The sequence below is a fragment of the Arthrobacter sp. JCM 19049 genome, assembly GCF_001310435.1.
The window spans coordinates 1-15,581 of sequence record NZ_BAXF01000006.1; the positions used below are offsets into that span (position 1 = coordinate 1).

At 56.8% G+C, this 15,581-nt stretch carries 16 protein-coding genes; all 16 read left to right on the top strand.

The annotated features are described in order from the left end of the window. Positions 1-817 (top strand): sugar transferase (locus JCM19049_RS00860; protein WP_279402143.1); only part of this gene is annotated, 817 nt, incomplete at its 5' end. Next, positions 817-1,017, top strand: coding sequence for a hypothetical protein (locus tag JCM19049_RS00865; RefSeq protein WP_054820504.1), 201 nt, complete (start codon positions 817-819; stop codon positions 1,015-1,017). The genes JCM19049_RS00860 and JCM19049_RS00865, both read left to right, overlap by 1 nt. Before the next feature lie 145 nt (positions 1,018-1,162). Further along, positions 1,163-1,339, top strand: a complete 177-nt coding sequence (locus JCM19049_RS17625; RefSeq protein WP_279402144.1) for a hypothetical protein — start codon at positions 1,163-1,165, stop codon at positions 1,337-1,339. Between the two features lie 1,208 nt (positions 1,340-2,547). Beyond that, positions 2,548-2,979, top strand: coding sequence for an adenylyltransferase/cytidyltransferase family protein (locus tag JCM19049_RS00870; RefSeq protein WP_279402159.1), 432 nt, complete (start codon positions 2,548-2,550; stop codon positions 2,977-2,979). 915 nt (positions 2,980-3,894) lie between these two features. Further along, positions 3,895-4,818, top strand: coding sequence for a hypothetical protein (locus JCM19049_RS17630; protein ID WP_279402145.1), 924 nt, complete (start codon positions 3,895-3,897; stop codon positions 4,816-4,818). A gap of 116 nt (positions 4,819-4,934) precedes the next feature. Then, positions 4,935-5,210 carry a hypothetical protein gene (locus JCM19049_RS00875; RefSeq protein ID WP_279402146.1) on the top strand — a complete coding sequence of 92 codons (276 nt, stop codon included), beginning with the start codon at positions 4,935-4,937 and terminating at the stop codon, positions 5,208-5,210. A gap of 37 nt (positions 5,211-5,247) precedes the next feature. Next, a complete protein-coding gene (pssD, locus tag JCM19049_RS17635; protein WP_279402147.1) occupies positions 5,248-5,697 on the top strand; it encodes a PssD/Cps14F family polysaccharide biosynthesis glycosyltransferase in 450 nt (149 codons plus the stop codon). Continuing rightward, the gene (locus tag JCM19049_RS17640) at positions 5,694-6,401 is read left to right on the top strand and encodes a glycosyltransferase (protein ID WP_279402148.1); all 708 of its coding nucleotides are present in this window, start codon (positions 5,694-5,696) and stop codon (positions 6,399-6,401) included. The genes pssD and JCM19049_RS17640 overlap by 4 nt, the downstream gene beginning before the upstream one ends. Before the next feature lie 29 nt (positions 6,402-6,430). Then, complete coding sequence (locus JCM19049_RS00885) at positions 6,431-7,159, top strand: hypothetical protein (protein ID WP_279402149.1); 729 nt, start codon at positions 6,431-6,433, stop codon at positions 7,157-7,159. Next, positions 7,125-7,751 carry a fibrinogen-like YCDxxxxGGGW domain-containing protein gene (locus JCM19049_RS17645; RefSeq protein ID WP_279402150.1) on the top strand — a complete coding sequence of 209 codons (627 nt, stop codon included), beginning with the start codon at positions 7,125-7,127 and terminating at the stop codon, positions 7,749-7,751. Before JCM19049_RS00885 ends, JCM19049_RS17645 begins: the two co-directional genes overlap by 35 nt. Then, positions 7,748-9,670, top strand: a complete 1,923-nt coding sequence (locus tag JCM19049_RS00890; protein ID WP_054820509.1) for a hypothetical protein — start codon at positions 7,748-7,750, stop codon at positions 9,668-9,670. The genes JCM19049_RS17645 and JCM19049_RS00890 overlap by 4 nt, the downstream gene beginning before the upstream one ends. After that, positions 9,667-10,626: a hypothetical protein gene (locus tag JCM19049_RS00895; protein WP_054820510.1), complete on the top strand. Its 960-nt coding sequence runs from the start codon at positions 9,667-9,669 to the stop codon at positions 10,624-10,626. Before JCM19049_RS00890 ends, JCM19049_RS00895 begins: the two co-directional genes overlap by 4 nt. Positions 10,627-10,743: 117 nt before the next feature. Continuing rightward, the gene (locus tag JCM19049_RS00900) at positions 10,744-11,454 is read left to right on the top strand and encodes a CDP-alcohol phosphatidyltransferase family protein (RefSeq protein WP_279402151.1); all 711 of its coding nucleotides are present in this window, start codon (positions 10,744-10,746) and stop codon (positions 11,452-11,454) included. After that, complete coding sequence (locus JCM19049_RS00905) at positions 11,451-12,338, top strand: glycosyltransferase family 2 protein (protein ID WP_279402152.1); 888 nt, start codon at positions 11,451-11,453, stop codon at positions 12,336-12,338. The genes JCM19049_RS00900 and JCM19049_RS00905 overlap by 4 nt, the downstream gene beginning before the upstream one ends. A 262-nt stretch (positions 12,339-12,600) precedes the next feature. Beyond that, positions 12,601-13,779, top strand: coding sequence for an O-antigen ligase family protein (locus tag JCM19049_RS00910; RefSeq protein ID WP_279402153.1), 1,179 nt, complete (start codon positions 12,601-12,603; stop codon positions 13,777-13,779). Beyond that, positions 13,722-15,287, top strand: a complete 1,566-nt coding sequence (locus JCM19049_RS00915; protein WP_054820513.1) for an oligosaccharide flippase family protein — start codon at positions 13,722-13,724, stop codon at positions 15,285-15,287. The genes JCM19049_RS00910 and JCM19049_RS00915 overlap by 58 nt, the downstream gene beginning before the upstream one ends. Positions 15,288-15,581 lie beyond the last annotated feature (294 nt).

Here is a 15,581-nt window from a genome sequence, read left to right on the forward strand (position 1 = left end):
GGAACAGCTGCGCAGCCTCGGTGCGGACTCGGTCGTGGTGGCCGGCCCGCTAAGCGGCGGCAACGGTGCCCTGCAGGAATTGAGCTGGCGCCTGGAACGCATCGGGGTGGCCCTGATCGTGGTGTCCGCGCTGACCAATGTGGCCAGCCGGCGGGTGCGCACCAGCCCCGTTGACGGGCTGCCGCTGCTGCACGTGGATTTGGCGAAGTTCACCGGATGGCGCTACGCGCTCAAACGCAGCATGGACATCGCTTTCGCCGCTGCGGCGCTGCTGACGCTGAGCCCGGTGTTTCTGGTCATTGCCGGGCTGATCCGCCTCGATGGCCCGGGACCGGTGTTCTTCAAACAGGAACGCGCCGGGCAGGACGGCACCCCGTTCTTCATGTTCAAGTTCCGCACCATGGTTCCCAACGCGGAGCAGGTGCTGGCCCAGTTGGAGGAACACAACGAGGGCGCCGGACCACTGTTCAAGCTCAAGGATGACCCCCGGGTCACCCGCATCGGTCGCCTGCTGCGCAAGCACTCACTGGATGAGCTGCCGCAGTTCCTGAACGTGCTGCGCGGGGACATGTCCGTGGTCGGACCCCGCCCGCCGCTGTTCAAGGAAGTGGCGGCCTATGAGGGGCACACCCACCGCCGGCTTTACCTCAAGCCCGGGGTGACCGGACTGTGGCAGGTCAGCGGTCGCTCCAACCTTTCCTGGAAGGAAAGCGTGCGCCTGGACCTGTACTACGTGGAGAACTGGACTGCCTTGAGCGACTTGCGCATCATCTGGCGCACCGTCAGGGTCATGATCAAGCCGGATGGAGCCTTCTAATGAGCATTGCACCCGACCAAAGCGTGCACCCGGCCCTGAAGGTTGCTGTCATCGGTGCCGGCTACTGGGGGCCGAACCTGGCACGCAACTTTGCGATGAGCACCGACTGGGACCTGGTGGCGATCTCCGACAAAAACCTGGACCGGGCCACCAACGGTCATCGGTTCGGTCGAGCTGCTACTGGAGAGGTTCGAGATTGATGCGGTGGCCATCGCGACCCCGGCCCGCACGCATTATCCGATTGCCAGCGCGCCCATTGGCCGTCGAGGGCAAGCAGGTGGGGGGGTGGAATAGCCGCTGGTCGATAACTGCACCCTGTTGTTGGCCGGTCACGCCTACTGTTAATTGCCCGCGATGCTGAAGAACCGCGAGCTGTTGGCCGCCGGCGAACTAGGGGAGATCTTATACATCGACTTGACCCGGATCAATCTGGGCGTGGAGCAGTCCGATGCGGATGTCTTCTGGGAACTGCAACCTCAAGACCCCCTCCGTCCTGAACTTTGTGCCGCCCGGGACGTGTAGTAGTGCCAAATGGGATCGGAGGTTTGCACGAGCACATCGGCCTTGCTCGGCACATCGCGAACGATGATCGTGATGTGGCTGGAATCCCCTTTGTCATCCTTTCTAACGTGACCAGAAAGAGTCCGGAAAGCGCATCGGCTGGCACATCCAAGGAGGCGGAGGCCGGCCGGGTAAGCGCACCGACCTTCACGCTGATGTCGGTGGCGAAGCCTGGATGGAATCTTCACCGGCACCGTCGACTTCCCATTCCTGCCATGGAGCACCCGGTTTGGAGTTCTCGCAGACGATCGGGTTTGCCTCCGGGGCGCAGCAGGATCGGCCGCACCTGGTATAGCCACCAGGCCACTGGTGATCAGCGCCGTGGCGGCGAGGATTGCCAGGATGAACCTGATCCGTGGTGCAATTAGAAGGATGCGCGGTGTTTTACCCGTATGTGAGATCATTACGTCCCCCGATAGAACGCCCGGTGATGCACGGCCGGCCAGCAGAGGGCGCAGCAACGCCGAGAGTTAGCTCCAGACTAATGCTGAGCATTGCTTGGAAAAATGCGCGGGGCGATATTCGAGAGATATCCGAGTGTTATCAGTTATCTCGTAACGCTGTATGAGTACTCTTTAGGCAGTTGCAGGAAAGTGCCATCGGCCTATTCCACGACCATCCGCAGCGGCGAAGAGAGCGGTTCGCTTCACCTGGACGATATCGGCAGGTTTTTTTCAATGAGTAACGGCCATTTTCTAAAGCTGTGATTCGTCGCTTGCGGCGTGGATATACGAGCTTGTGGATCAGGCGGACAGCAAACAGCAGCTGGTTGTTTAACATCTGCTGCGTGTATCAAGTACTCCTTTGAGTGCGACCAGATCAGAACTACTTGTCCAGGAAGCCATAATCGAGTATCAAAAACTGATGCCAAATCCTCTTCCGAAACTTATGTTGGGGGGGAAGAAGCTGCTGGGGCCTGCAATGGCACAGCGTTAACTGGGGATTAGGAACATATGGCTAGGCTTGACGACGTCGACTCGGCAGCGAACATTTACGGTTTGCCTTTATCCAATGACAAGCTCCGCGGCGAACTTCCTGGAAATGTGGATAGGACTTTGAATGAAGCTCCTGTCTCCGAGCCGAGACACACACTCAGTAATCACCAGAACGAACCCGTGTCACCAAACGCAAGTTACGGGCAAGTGCCAGAAAGAAAATGGCCGCGATCGTTGCGCGTTGGCTACGCTGCTGGTGCCTACGACCTTTTCCATATCGGGCACCTCAACATCCTCCGGCAGGCAAAGCAACGCTGTGATTACCTCATCGCTGGTGTGGTCTCGGACGAAATGCTAGTGGAGAACAAAGGAATCAGTCCTTTTATACCGGAAGACGAACGCTTGACAATAGTGCAGAGCATCAAGTTCGTTGACGAGGCGATTCTTGAAACTGTGCCTGACAAGCTCGATACCTGGAGCGCTCTTAGATTTACGGTTTATTTCAAGGGTGATGATTGGCGCGGAACGCCAAAAGGTATTGATCTAGAGCACCGTTTCGGTGAAGTGGGCGTGGACATTGAGTACTTGCCGTATACGCTGCACACGTCATCGACGAAACTTCGGCATGCCTTAGACAACTTTACGCGAGTGGCTGGAAGTCAATAATGCACGGGACAAATGGCATCGCCATCAGGATGCTCAAGCCGAGAGGCTGAACCCGATTGTTCGCGGCTTCAGGGACCGCTGTATCGCGGCTCACGAGTGCCGCTAACTTGGGGACTGATATTGCGCCACAAATCCGCGTTTCTAAGGTCTTTTCCTCATGTGACTGACATGCGGTAACAGGACTTGTTTCTACTGGTATGGAAGGTTGGGGCGAAGCTAGTGCTGCCGCGTCGCGCTCAGAGGAAGTCAGGCCGGCGCTCGTGTCCTTACCTAAGACTTTTGTTAAAAGCGTCGATTGTCCCGGCAGCCCTTCCGGGCAGAGTGCGCAACTTCAGGGACAAAACCATCGTGTAGAACGCCGTGCGCGACGTCGCCACCTAAGCAGTTGCTCGTCTGCGCCATCATCAGATCGGGACGCTGGACCGGGCTTCTTGCTGCGATTGAACAGCAGACGGGCGCCATTACGGTAGGCCCTTCAGAAATGAGCCCCCGCGTCGCAGGCTCTTTTTCGAAGCGGAACAACTTCGTTTCCCTTCGTTGCTGGCGGTGCTGTACGAGTGCGGCACCTGAATCAGTGCGTGGAACGTTGCGAGGTTCAGCAATTAAAAACCGTCGCCATTGTTGCCGCACGGTGGGTGCACGGAACAACCTACCTCGCGACTGTAATAATCTACTGGTTTTGCACCATGTCTAAAACCGAGGGCCGAGCTCGCTGCAACGAGCGTTTTTGTGTTGCCGAGAGGGTGGGGTTGGCACGCCCGCTAGATGTAAATCAGGCAAAACAAGAATAAATAGAGTATGCCTCTGTCGTGCTGGCTGAGGTATCCGTGCATATGCTGGAGGGCAATGGGGAAATAGAGCGGTTCATGCAGCTTTTGCTTGGCTTACATGTGACCGCGGTGTTTGGGGGACACTTTGCAAGAATACAAGCAGCCGATGCTGCTATCTGATTTGTGGCGTCGTATCGCCTATCGCTGGAAGACAGCAACCGTCGTGTTCGTTCTGGTTCTGTTCGCTACTTTGACATTTGGCATAGTCAGCAACACCAACTACTCTGCGAAAACAGTGCTTACCGTTAACGCTCTAACAACGAACCCGTTTTCGTCAGCGACTGTCAGCCAGCAGATTAACATCACGACTGAAAGAGCGATTCTCAGTTCAGGTGAAGTAGCTCGGAGGGCTGCAAAGAATCTCGGAGAAGAATCCAGCGCGGCTGCCTTAAGCGAGAATGCCAGTATCGAGGCACCTCAAGGATCCCAGGTGCTGACCGTAACGGTGGTTGATAGTGATCCAGAACGAGCTGCTAATAAAGCGAATGCTCTAGCTGCCGCATACTTGGATTTTCGTGCAGAGGGCGCTGCGAAAGTTGCCGACACGTACATTAAGGCTATCGACAAGCGAATCGCTGCTTTGACCGAATCTGGGAAGAACGGCTCGTCATCTGAATTGGCTCTCTCGGATCTGATCAACCAGCGAAATGATCTATCGCTTGTTGCTGAGAACCCAGGACGAATCATTGGCTTCGCAGATCCTGCCGATACTCGTGCATATCCAAGTCTGGCCCTGTATGCAGTCGCGGGAGTTGCGGGAGGCATCGTACTGGGACTGATTGCCGCCGTCGTGAGGGATCGGTTTAGCCGAAGAACGGGAAATCCGACGCGCTTAGCCGAGAGTACGGATCATCCGGTTCTCAAAATACGCGATGCGGAAGATCTTGAAGGCGCGCGCTGGGTTGTCAGGTCTCAGATTGGTCCAGCGAGTGACGCTACAGGACATGCGAAAGCCATAGGAGTGCTAAGTCTAGGCAGATTCCGGAAGCCAAGATCAGGGCGTTGTTGATGCAGGTCTTTGAATCGAGGGGTCTACAAAGCCATAGCCAATCTGCTGCCTGCGTTCCGACTGAGACGCTCGACCGCGGTTGGCCTAGTAGTTCCGAGCAAAGAGCGTGGGAGGGCATGGACGTCGTGCTCATTGGACTTTCGACCGGTCTCGAGGGCACCCGGATAGCTATGCTGGGCGACAGCTTCTTGGACTCGGTCATCATAGTCACCGATCGGAAAACACCCTTAGCTGTTGTTGATCGTTATTTGGCCTGTTTTGACAGAACTGACCCGGAATCGATTTGCCTGCTTTTCGTGGAAGACATGAAAAACCGCAGCGAACGCCCGTCCAATTCTGACTCTTGGACACCCAGGGTCGCGGAGAAGGCCGACGCAATTCCGGTGTCCTAAAACTCCTAGATGTAAGACTTCTGCAAAGGGGGAGCAGATGAAAATCTTATTTGTCACATCGCCGGGCGGTCACCTTGCCCAGCTGCTGTCATTGAAATCATGGTGGGAGAAACACGATCGAGAATGGGTGACTTTTCAGCAGCCAGAAGTCGCTTCCTCGTTAAACGGGGAAAGAATCACGTGGGCTCACTTTCCAACAACCCGGAATATCGGTAATGCCATCAGGAACTTCTGGTTGGCCTGGCCAACTCTGCGCAGGAGCAGGCCAGACATGGTTGTCTCCAACGGCGCTGGCGTGAGTGTGCCATTTTTTATCGTGTGTAAGTTACTAAGAATCAGAACTGTATATATTGAATGCTTCGATCGGATTACTCTACCGACGATCAGTGGAACAATATGCTACCCACTTAGTGATCTTTTCTGTGTCCAATGGGACGAACAGAAGCGCTTCTACCCTGCAGCTGTCAACATAGGGCATTTGCTATGAAAGCACTAGAAGAAACGTTGGATGGAGTCCAACCTGAAATCGTGGTTTCCGTCGGTACGGACCTCCATTTGTTCAACAGGCTCATCGATTGGGTCGACGATTGGTTGGCTGTTCAAGAAACGCGTCCTACCTGTCTGATGCAATACGGTGCCAGTCGTGCGCCCACGAATGCCTCCGGTGTTAGTCGCATGTCGCGAAATGAATTGTTGGACCTATATGCAGGAGCAAAAGCCGTTATCGTTCAAGGCGGACCTGGGTCAATTCTGGACGCACGACAGGTAGGTGTGTTGCCTATCGCGGTTCCCCGATGGCCTGAAATGCAGGAAGTCGTTGACGGACACCAGATTGCGTTTACTGAAACCATGGAAATACACGGGGAAGCCGTACTCGTTAATTCTGAGGAACAACTCCGTCTGTCCCTCGAAGCTGCGTTGCAAAATCCGGAACTGTTCCAGAAGGATCCCCGGATTAGCGATCCAGCAAGCGCTGCCGCATCTCTGGCAGTGGAGATTGACAACATGTTGGCTGGACCGCGGCATCCAGCCCCAATGAAAAAAGCGTGGAGAATGTTGCGCTCCAGAAGATCGAAGTTGTTCGTGATCGATGGCGCTCAAGAACGGAACGATGAACGGTCCTGGTACCCGGGTTCGACCACGAAGCGTTTGGAGCGCTGGCATGAATTGCAAGGGCGGCTGGAGTCATGAGGAACGGGCAACGGTATCCGCTATCCCGCGTGGTGCTCGCGGTTTCGCTGATGGCTGGCTTGTCAGGTTGCATCTCGGAGCCTCCAAGTTCTGCGGAGCCGGGCACGGCTCCGCATCCAGCCGGCGTTGAGCCTTCCGAGCCGGCTGGAGAGCTGTCTGCAAAATCGACGGGGCGGCCCTTGGAACCTTCGGCACGCGAGTCGGGCTCTTCGTCGAAAGAAGAGCATTCCCGTTCGGAGCAGACCACGCCATCCAAAATCTCTGCCGGGACTGCTAGTCAACCGAAGACCTGGCCTGAGAAGTCTCGCAAGACCGACGTTGATGAAGACGAGGCAGCTGAGGGGTTCATTGCCAAGACCGAACGCATGACCTCTCCGAATTTCGGCAAGAAGGAATCGAATCAGGAAGCTACTCTTCCGTCGCCTCCGGACTACAGTGGCGTCGCCAAAGGCGCCGCGTTGGGTGAGCTTGAAGCTCAATTCACGGAATATGCCAATAATAATTGGCAACAGACTGGAGAGACTTCGATCGTTGGCGAACCCCGGGTTGAAGATCTGATCATTGATGACGTTCTAACGCACCGGGTCTACCTATGCCTCGATTCCAGCAGTATCCAAATAACTGAACCCGATGGGTTCATAGTGACTCCGAAAGCGGAACCGGGAACGCGTACCGCATTGAATATCTACGATGTCCAGGAGCACGACGGGCAGCTTCTAGTAGTTGACCACCTTTTTCCTGAAGATCCAGACTGTTGATTTTAGGTTCGGTACTTACCATGACACGTGCGTTGGAATTTTCGCGGCCCGGCCGCTCCGGCTTCTTTTTCCGTGCCTAATCATTGTTGCTTTTGTCCTATCAGGGATGAGCGCAGTCACCCCATCGGTTCAGGCATCGAGTCTGTCGACCTTCGACGGATCAAGTGAAGGTTCTGCCGCGGCTTCCTGCTGGGAAGCAAAGAAGATCAATCCATCCGCGGAATCCGGTATTTATTGGTTGCAGACGCCGGCGATGGCTGCGCCTGAACAGTTCTACTGCGATCAAAAGACGGACGGAGGAGGTTGGGTCTTGATCGGCAGGGGGCGTCAAGGCTGGAAGGAAATGTATGAAGGGCTCGGGACTGCCGCCGAAGTCCGCTCCCCGGTGACGGGGCCAGAAGCATTTGCGCCTAAGCAACTAGCCTCATCCACTGTTGATGCTCTGCTCAACGGACAGTCAGCGCAGACGCTCAGTGACGGAATCCGACTCCGCCGAGCATTGGACGTTAATGGCAATCAGTGCAGGAAGCTCGCTTTCAAACCAGTAAACGCGAACGGTGGACGTGGGCGTTTTCATCTGCCACCCCTGTGACCACCTATAAGTTTGACAACCTCTCCGGGAGTGGCGGAACTACGTCATCGTTCGGTTCCGGGCAGGGAACCAGCCGCGTCGACACCGCGGAGGCGCAGGCACAAGGCTGGACCCAAGGATGGGCCTTCGGATCGAATATCGCCGGCACGAACTCGAATAACAGTTATCTCTGGTCAGCTACCACCGGCGCGGGCAACGCAAGGCCCTTCACACAAATGTACTTGCGTCCCAAGCTGGTACAAGCTGATGTTGATTTCGGTTCAATTCCCGACACTGGTACACCCAAGTATGAGCAGCGCTCCATGCAATCGACGGGGGCTATGCCCACCGTTTGGGGCGTGACCGGGTTGGTTTCGGGCAGCGGCGAATTGCGGACGGAAGCTCAGACTTTTGCTCAGGTCGGCAACACGGTGTTTGTCGGGGGCAACTTTAAATACGTGCAAAAGAATTCCAGCGGGGCCGGCCGTGTCGAACAATCTCATGTTGCGGCCTTTGACGTCAACACCGGCGAGTTCTTGCCGGACTTCAAGCCGGTGTTCAACGGCCAGGTAAAAGAACTTGCAGCTCTGCCCAACGGCCTGTTGGTTGCAGGGGGAGAGTTCACCGAAGTTAACGGCAAGCCAACCGCAGGAATTGTTGCGTTGGATCCGAAGACAGGTGCGTCATCTTCTTCTTGGAAGATCAATATGGAAAATCGGCTCTCTGGTGGTGCGGTTTCCGTCCGATCATTCGGTATCTATGGCGAATGGCTCTACATCGGTGGGGCATTCACCCATCTGACAGGGGGCACTAATACCAGCCCTGTCTACGCTCGATCCGCGGCCCGAGTATCGGTTGTTGACGGAACGGCGGACCGTGATTGGAATCCGGCGTTTAACGGAACGGTTCTCGACGTTGAACCCTCAAAGGATGGCAGTCGAGTGTATGCCTCTGGCTACTTCACCTCATCCAACGGCGTTCCTACCGATGCCGCAGCTGCGATCCGCACTGGTGCAGGTGCGGGGGTTGAGACGTGGAACTGGACACCGAGCGCTTCGGCGCACTTCCAGTTCGGGGTCGCCGAAGAGGGTGGTCGAGTTTGGCTCGGTGGTTCCGAGCACAGCCTCTTCAGTTTCAATCCCTCGACCTTTGAAAGGCTCTCTAGCAACATCACTAGGGCCGGCGGCGATTTTCAGGATGTCACCGGTCACGAGGGCCTGATCTATGCCGGATGCCACTGCGGACACTGGAACTATACGGGCGGAACCGTGTGGCCGGGCCCCGGACCCAGTTGGACCATCGCCGACAAGATCAACCTCGTCGGCATCTGGGACGCGAGCACCGGAGACTACCTGCCTCAGTTCAACCCGGTGATCAAGGGGCGTGGAGGCTACGGCATTTGGGGTAACTTCGTGGACAGCCGTGGGGTGCTCTGGAGCGGCGGCGATCTTGTTTCTTCAGTTCGTGCTGATGGCTCAGGACAATGGTCTGGTGGCTTTGCCAGATTCGCCCCTAATGATTCCACTGCACCCAGTACACCGGCCGGGGTTAAAGCTGTAAGCGACGGGAACACGGACACCCTGTCCTGGACGCCTTCAAGCGGGTCACCCGGCGGGTATCAGATCCTTCGCGGTGACCGCACCATTGCCACCACCAAGGCCACATCCATTGAGGTGGACCACCTCGACGGGGCCCGTTACTTCGTTCGCGCTGTGGATGAGGCGGGGAACCGGTCTGCATCGTCAAAGGCTGTGCGCGCGACGACGGACACGACACCTGTTGGTTCGATTCAGTACATCGGGTCAGCTGAGAGTTGGAAGTATCGGTTCGAGAATAGTGCGCCACCTGCGGATTGGATGGCGACTGGGTTTGATGATCAGCCGTGGACCACCGGCAAGGCCCATTGGGATGGGGATCATCGGGCATCGAAACCACGTTGAACGCAGAGGGAATCAAGCCGCTTTCATATCACCTAAGGAAAACGTTCACGGTCGCCGACGCCAGCACTATCTCAAATCTTGAATTCGAGACGGTAGCCGATGACGGGATCGTGGTCTACCTCAACGGCGTTGAGGTGCTGCGCTCCAACATGGGAACCGAAAAGATCGCCTATAACTCCTATGCCACCACGGCGCCTAGCACTGGCACTGCCCAGGCGAATCCGGTGAAAGTCACAGTTCCAGGCTGGGCCGTTCAGGACGGGAAAAACACCGTCAGCGTGGAAGTCCACTCGAACTATCGCAACACTCCAAATTCGTCCTTTGACTTAAAACTGAAGGCAAATTTGGGGGAGCAGCCAGACCCGCCCGTTACTCCACCGGAGACTGAGCCAGCAATGGCCATCGAAGCCGGCGAGACGTGGAAGTACAGATTCCTAGGATCTGCTCCCGCTGACAACTGGGTTGCCGTGGACGCCGACGACACCGAGTGGAGCCAAGGCAAGGCACCCTTGGGTTGGGGCAGCTCGACAATCCAGACCGAACTGTCGGCAGCGGGGACAAAACCATTGACCAGTTATTACCGGAAGAGCTTCACCGTTAAGGATCCGGCGGCCGTGCAGGAAATGAGAATCACAACAAGAGCCGATGACGGGATCGCCGTCTATGTCAATGGCGTGGAAGTGGCGAGGAAGAACCTGCCTACCTCTGCCTTAACCTACCGAACGTACGCTACGGCCGCACCTCGTACCGGCACAGCGCAGAACGCGCCGGTCGAAGTCACTATTCCGGCCAGTGCCCTTCAATCGGGGACAAACGTTGTCGCCGCTGAAGTCCATTCGAACTGGAGCGCGACACCCGATTCAAGTTTCGAGCTTGAAGCCGAGCTGATTAGCGGAAAAGAGGCACAGAACATGATGAAGATGGGATTGGAAAAACAGGGTCTATTGGGCCAGTAGCAAATGCCTGTACACGAAGGAATGCATTTGCACTAGATTTTTGGGGGAGCAGTGGGAACGAAAGAGGCATGGACGCCTGTGGGGGGTCGTCCATCATTTGCGCAGGTCGCAAAGGAGTTGGACTACGCGCAAAAACCAGGCGACGGTGTGCCCGCTTATTCGCGGTGGGTCAACCGTCGGGCTGCGCGAGTCTTTGCCGCGGCAGCGGTATCGATGGGGGTGGGGCCGAACGCCGTCACCCTGATCAGTGCATGTTTGAGTGTTGGCGGCTTGCTGCTGCTCGTTGCATTTCCCGCCAGTTGGGGGACTGGTTTTGCAGCAGCAGTGCTCTTGGCACTGGGGTATGTCATGGATTCTGCCGATGGACAGGTAGCAAGGGCCACCGGAACTGGCAGCCCCGCCGGTGAGTGGCTAGATCATGTCATCGACGCAGTTCGAACCCCGGCGCTGCATGTCGCGGTGTTTTTCGGATTTCAACGGTGGTTTGATCTCGAACCGGCATTACGATATCTCCCGCTGGCTTTTGCACTGCTCGCGGTGGGGCACTTCACCAGCCAGATCTTGGCTGAACAGCTGAGCCAACATCACACGCTGCGCACGAGGAACGCTCAACGTGGACATCTCGAACCAGCAGCCCAGCAGAAGGGCGTTCTCTGGTCACTGATGATTCTGCCAATCGACACGGGAATCATGTGCTGGATATTCATTTTTTGGGGGAGCCCCGCACTTTTCCTTGCAAGCTATGTCTTCCTTTTCTTCTTTGGAATCGTTTTTGCCGCAGTATCGGCACGCCGAAAGTACGTACACCTGAAGGGCCTTGGTAAATGAAACAGCGTCACGATCAAACAAGCCGGGTGTTGCTGGAACAAGAGTCAGTCATCAGCGTCAGTGCCGTCATAACGACGTGCGGACGTCCTGAACTGCTGCGTAAAGCAGTCCGGTCGATACTTGAGCAAACGTATGAGGGCGACATTGAGGTCGTCGTCGTCTTCGACAAGATCCCCGTTGACGAACTCCGCGATGTCGAAGTACCTCATGGTCGGCGGCTTACAACCATCGCGAATACGCGTACGCCGGGATTGGCCGGAGGGAGGAACACGGGGATTCTGGCCGCCGATGGGGAAGTGATCGGCTTTTGCGACGACGATGATGACTGGCACCCGCAGAAACTGGCTCAACAGATGGCCGTATGGGAAGCTGCACCACAGGCCGTGGCCATTGCCAGCGGCATCGACATTCGGACGGACGGAACGAATATAGTCCGAATCCCGCCCGAGCAGGTGACCTTCGATAATTTCCTGCGCTCCAGGGTGACAGCAATTCATCCTTCGACGATGTTGTATCGGCGGGAGGATCTAATTGGGCGAATAGGGCTCGTCGATGAGCAGCTGCCCGCCGGTTACGGTGAGGACTATGATCTGCTCATCCGCGCAACGCGCTTCGGCGACATCTACTCCACTCCGGAGCCTTGGTGGGCGTTCTCTGGGACAGGCCATCGTTCTTTGCCGGCCGTTGGGAGAACATCGCTGCTGGTTTGTCGTATATCCTGGCCAAGTTTCCAGAGTTTGAACGGAGCCCGAAGGGAACAGCCCGGATTGCCGGGCAAGTGGCGTTTGCGCAAGCCGCGCTGGGGAACCGGCAACTGGCACGCCAGTGGGCATGTAGCGCATTGCGCCGAGATTGGATGCAGCTGCGCGCCTACGCTGCTCTAGCCGTTTCAACCGGCTGGGTCGACGCGGGCTGGCTCGTACGGCAGATGCAGAAGGTGGGCCGGGGCATTTGACACCGCATCGGCAGCAAATGGCGACACCAGGAATAGCATTGTTGGGGAAGCTTCCCGGTTCGGCCGCCTCCCGTGTGGTCTCCGGCGAGATCGCATTACCTCGGTGGCCTATCTTCGCACTCATTATTGGGTTCCCCGTCTGGTGGTTTTTGGGAGCTGTTCCCGTTCTTCCGCCAATCCTGAGCACAATCATGATCTTCTACCTCCTGAACTCGAAGCGGGTTATTTTCACCCCTGGCATGGCGCCATGGTTCTTGTTCCTCATCTGGGCGGTAGCAGCAATTGTCAATGTTCATGGGGCAGGGGATCTGCTGGGTTTCGGCATACGTGTCATGGACATCGTTTTGGCCGGGGTGAGTATGCTGTATGTTGCGAACGCGGGATATTCGCTACCTAAGACGCGCATCGTCAACTATTTGGTGATTCTCTGGGTCGCGATAGTTGGATTGGGCTTCTTAGCCCTGGTGATACCCGAAGTCAGATTGAAAACTCCGCTGGGCTTCGTGCTTCCTGAATCCATTAGTTCGAACGAGCTGGTACGCAACCTCGTGGCACCGCCGTTAGCTGAAGTCCAGAGACCATGGGGTGCTCCGGAGCCGTTCTTTCGCCCCGCTGCACCCTTCCCCTACGCCAATAGCTGGGGGGCTGCGTTCGCGATACTCGTCCCCGTCGTCGTTGCCCGGATCGCGATGACGCGCAATCGAAGAGTAAGTCTGCTTTTGGGCATGCTCTTGGCGCTGTCATTTATTCCGGCAGTGGCCACGAGCAACCGCGGGATGTTTGTCGGGCTGGCGATCGCCGTCGCATACGCGCTAGTCCGACACGTGGGTCTCGGCCATTGGCGGATCGCTGCCGCCGTTTTCTCCGGAGTCACCGCCCTGGGTGTATGGCTGGTAACAAGCGGAGCCATCGGTGAGATTTTGGGTCGGCAGGAGTACAGCGATTCAACCGGTGGCCGCATGTCGCTCTACGCAAAAACCTGGGAACAGAGTCTGCAGGCCCCGATTCTGGGACACGGAACCCCGACCATCGACGACTATCGGGGTATCACTGGGCTCGCAAGGCTTCCTATGGACGCTGATGTTTTGCTATGGATTCGTGGGGCTCACATTATTTCTCTACTTTTTTACTGGCGGAATGATTCGGACCTGGCGGCAATCTACGGTGTCCGATGTCTGGCTGCACGCATCACTTCTCGCCGGCATGTCCTTGATCCCCTTCTACGGACTTTCAGTTCTCCAGCTAGCTGTCTTGACCATTGTCTTGGCCATGCTGCTGCGGCAAAGGTATGTGGGTGCAAATGGGTGACCCGGTGCTGGCAACGATTCCTTCCGGCCGAAAGGAGAGTACGGCGCGCACTACCGTACTGACTTTTGCGAGCGTTCTCTGTGGGGCGGCTCTGGCGTTTGGCATCACGCTCTACGTGGGTAATCAAATCGGTGAAGAGGGCGCCGGAATCTTCTTCCAGATCATGGCGTTCTTCTCCATCGCGAGCGTATTTGTCACCTTTGGTGCCGATACCGGGCTCGTACGCACGCTCGCTGCTCAAAAGGTTATGGGCACTGCCAAGCACCTGCGCAGTACTCTGGTCATCGCCGGACTCCCAGTGCTCGCCATTGCAACCATAGTGAGTGTGGTCTTTTGGGTGTACGCCGAAACCTTGGAGCAGCTATTGGGGGTGCCAGGGCTCTGCGAAGTCATACGCGTCATGGCCCCCATGCTCGTTCCCGCCGCGATCATGAACCTGGGGTTCGGTGCCATGCGAGGCATGGGGCGCGTGGCAAGCTTCAGTGCCATTCAGAATGTCCTGCTACCGGCAGCACGGTTCTGCGCTGTCGCACTTGCCATCTATCTGGGCGGCAGCCTGCTGCAACTGGCCACATCGTGGGCGATCCCGGTGCTCCTGGCGGCGATGGTGGCAGGCATCGCTACATGGCGCGCAGTCGTTCACTTCAGCCTCGCGGAGGACAACGCGGGGCCAGGAAGCGTCACGGCGCAAAACCCCGACCACTCCTTTCGCAGATTCTGGAGCTTTTCTTCAGCGCGAGGGGTCAGCGCGCTGGTAGAGACCGTGTTGGAATGGATTGACGTCATCGCCGTCGCCGTGTTCCTGGGGCCCGCAGCAGCGGGGATCTATGGAGCGGTGAACAGGTACGTCCGTCTCGGAGTCATGCTTGAACACACTGCTCGGTTGGTGACAGGGCCGATGTTGAGCGCGTGTCTAGCTGCGGGAAAACACCTTGAAGCAAAACGCTTGTTCGGTGACACCGCGAAACTACTGGTCTGGTGCGCTTGGCCCTTTTACCTTACGCTGGCCATTTTCGGAGAAGGCGTTCTTTCCCTGTTCGGCCCGGGGTTCGCTGAGGGGGCGTTGCCGCTGGCGATCATCAGTATGGTCATGATGCTTGTGGTCTCAGCAGGGGGCGTCCAGAGTATGCTGCTCATGGGAGGCAAAAGCCGATGGCAGCTGGGCAATAAACTTAGCGCCTTATTTGTGGCCCTCGCGGCCAATCTCTGCCTGGTACCGCTTTGGGGCCTCATGGGAGCGATCACAGCGTGGTCTCTTGCTGTGCTCGTTGACTGTGCTTTGGCAACCATGCAAGTTGCACGAACCATGCGGTTCGGTGCTCCCGTGCGTGAACTCATCCCGTTGGCCGCAACCAGTTTGGTAATTTTTGGAGCGGGAGGTTTGCTGATGCGCAGTCTGCTCGGGCCAGATCTTCTTACCGCCGCACTTCAGCTGGCAATAGCCTTGCCGGTCTATGTCTTGATTAGCGTGAGGTTCAGTGAACGACTTGGACTGGAACCGGTGGTGCGCCAGGTTCTGCGCCGAACTCACAAGCACCAAGACCCAGCAGCGAGTGAAAACCTCGGTTGAAGGACTTCGGAACTGGTTAGGCTGGTTGACCCGTATCTCGCACCCCGGTCCTTTTGCGGTCAAGAATCCTCCATAATGCACTCAGGCATTTGCAACCCTGTTGATGCAAACAGGATTCAGGCCCCTCTATCGCGCGACACGGGCCAGCCTGCCTGTACCTAGGAGAAATGAGAATCGCTCGGCCGATGTGTTTCAGCCGAGCGGTTCCCATTTTGGCTGCACTGCCCTGGCTCGAGGACAGTACTGCGAACGTCTAAAGCCTTGAACGTCAAAACGGGGTGAGAGTTGAGGACG